The sequence below is a fragment of the Streptomyces sp. NPDC051364 genome, assembly GCF_040682115.1.
Taxonomy (GTDB): Bacteria; Actinomycetota; Actinomycetes; order Streptomycetales; family Streptomycetaceae; genus Streptomyces.
The window spans coordinates 1-2,605 of record NZ_JBFBAH010000082.1; the positions used below are offsets into that span (position 1 = coordinate 1).

Sequence of the window (2,605 nt, forward strand, 5' to 3'; positions counted from 1 at the left end):
TGAACGCCTTCGACATCACCTTCGACGGTCGGCTCTCAGCCGCCCGCCGCTGAACCCCCAACAACCCCAAAACCACCGTTAACTTTACGGACCCGCCCGTAACCCAGGCATCGCGGGCCAGGGAATACGGGTCTGGTGCAGGTTCGGGTGACAGGTTCGGTCACGCGGCCTGGAGGGCCGGTGTGGTCATGACGGTCTCGCATTCGACGGGGGTCAGTCGGCCGAGTGTGGCTTGTCTGCGGCGGCGGTGGTAGGTGCGCTCGATCCAGGTCACGATCGCGATCTGCAGTTCCTCGCGGGTGGTCCAGCTTCGGCGGTCGAGGACGTTCTTCTGCAGCAGGCTGCCACCATGGGTCCCGGGGTGCCGTACGCCATCGGTGCGAAGTTCGCCCACCCCGACCGTCCGGCGGTGGCGCTCGTCGGCGACGGCGCGATGCAGATGAACGGCATGGCCGAGCTCATCACCGCCGCCAAGTACTACGGGGACTGGCCGGATCCGCGGCTGGTCGTGGCGGTGCTCAACAACCAGGACCTCAACCAGGTCACCTGGGAGATGCGGGCCATGTCCGGCGCCCCGCAGTTCCTGCCCTCGCAGGCACTGCCCGACGTTCCCTACGCCGACTTCGCACGGTCCGTCGGGCTGGGCGGCGTACGGGTGGAGGAGCCGGACGGGGTGGAGTCCGCCTGGAAGCAGGCCCTGGCAGCCGACCGTCCCTTTGTCATCGACTTCCGTACCGACCCCGCCGTCCCGCCGATTCTGCCGCACGCCGACCTCGACCAGATCGAAGCCACCGCCGCCTCGTACTCAAGGGCGACAGCGACCGCGCCGGCATGGTCCGCCAGGGCCTGAAGGCGAAGATCCAGGAGATCCTGCCGGGCCGCGGCCACGCCAGTCACAGCGACGAAGGAGCGTGATGGGAACCGACACCCGCCGCCTCGAGGAACCGTCGGTAGACGGTGTCGAGGCCGCCGCCTACACCGTTCCCACCGACGCACCGGAGGGGGACGGCACCCTGGCGTGGGACTCGACGGCCCTCGTCCTGGCCCGGGTCACGGCGGCCGGCCGGACCGGGCTCGGGTACACGTACGGCGCGCCGGCGACCGCCGAGGTCATCCGGCGGGAACTGGCCGCGGTGCTGATCGGCCGCTGCGCCTGGGACGTTCCCGCCGCGTACGAGGCCATGAGCCGCCACGTACGCAACTCCGGGCGCCCGGGACTTGTCGCCGGCACGATCTCGGCCGTCGACACCGCACTGTGGGACCTCAAGGCCCGCCTGCTGAACCTGCCCCTGGTCCGGCTGCTCGGCACCGCACGGAGCGAAGTCCCCATGTACGGCAGCGGCGGGTTCACCACGTACGGCGAGGACCGGATGGACCGGTGCCTGCGCGAGTGGGTGGAGGAACAGGGCATGGACCAGGTCAAGATCAAGATCGGGCAGTCGGGGGGCACGGAGGAGGGACGCGACCATGAACGAGTGGCGCGAGCCCGGCGGAGCGTCGGCGACGGCGTCGAACTGTACGTCGATGCCAACGGGGCGTACACGCGCAAGCAGGCCGTCCGCATCGGCCGGCAGTTGGAGGCTCAAGGGGTGACCTGGTTCGAAGAACCGGTCTCCTCCGACGACCTGACCGGCCTGGCACAGATCAGGTTGATGGTCACGGCCGACGTGACCGCGGGTGAATACGGCTACACGCTGGCCTACTTCGGCCACATGATCGGCGCCGGCTCCGTCGACTGCCTCCAGGCCGACGCGACCCGCTGCGGCGGGATCACGGTGTGGCTGCGCGCGGCGGCGCTGGCGGAAGCGGCCGGACTGTAGATCTCGGGGCATTGCGCCCCCCCACCTGCACGCACACCCTGCCGGGGCCGTCCCCAACCTCCGCCACCTCGAATGGTTCCACGACCACGTCCGGATCGAGCGGCTGCTCTTCGACGGCACGTCGGACGCCGCCGGGGGGACCCTCAGGCCGGGAGCATCCGGGGCGCCGGGCCTGGGCCTGACCCTGCGCGAGGAGGTGGCCCGGCGCCACCAAGTGGCCTGAACGACCGGGGCAAGGAAGGAGAAGTCGGTGACACGTGGAAGGGTCCGGGCGCGGCAGGTCGAGCCTCCGGCACCGCAGAGCCTGCGGGAGTACGCGCTGATCGCCGACGGCGAGCGCGGGGCCCTCGTCGGACCCGGGGGCGCGACGGGACTCTGACGGTCGGCTGGTTCGGGAAGGGCGTGCTGTGGTGGAACGCCTCGGTCGACTCACCCTGCACGACACCGGGGCAGGTCACCGTCGACTGAGCCGACGGTGACCACGTCACCCGCACGACGGCCCCGTTCCGTTCCCCGGCCGGGTACAGGACGCCGATGCGGGCCGACAGCGTGACATTGTCCGGTGCTACGCGCAGGACGTTGACAAGACCCTGGCGGAGGAGCAACAGCGGCTGGGAGCACTGGCCGGTGGGACGCGGACCTGGCCATGGGCAGATTGGGTCCGGTACCGGGACGCAGCGCTGTCGATGACCTGGATTGGGTCAGCCTGCCAGTCGGGCGAGGGCCAGTGCGTGTGCGTGGGCGAGGGAGTCAGCAGCGGCGCAAGGGATGTCCGGCTGCACGCC

Annotated in this window: 1 protein-coding gene and 3 pseudogenes; 3 read left to right on the forward strand and 1 reads right to left on the reverse strand. The window is 70.5% G+C overall.

What is annotated here, in order from left to right:
- Window positions 1-160: 160 nt before the first annotated feature.
- Window positions 161-343, reverse strand: a pseudogene (locus AB0M76_RS43365) (IS3 family transposase); the annotation flags it as partial.
- Here AB0M76_RS43365 and AB0M76_RS43370 point away from each other — a divergent pair.
- The 3 genes and pseudogenes from AB0M76_RS43370 to AB0M76_RS43380 form a co-directional block, all read left to right on the forward strand.
- A pseudogene (locus AB0M76_RS43370) lies at window positions 344-915 on the forward strand (thiamine pyrophosphate-dependent enzyme); the annotation flags it as partial.
- A pseudogene (locus AB0M76_RS43375) lies at window positions 915-2,043 on the forward strand (enolase C-terminal domain-like protein). The pseudogenes AB0M76_RS43370 and AB0M76_RS43375, both read left to right, overlap by 1 nt.
- Window positions 2,044-2,070: 27 nt before the next feature.
- Window positions 2,071-2,199, forward strand: a complete 129-nt coding sequence (locus AB0M76_RS43380) for a hypothetical protein (RefSeq protein ID WP_365958282.1) — start codon at window positions 2,071-2,073, stop codon at window positions 2,197-2,199.
- Window positions 2,200-2,605: the final 406 nt, after the last annotated feature.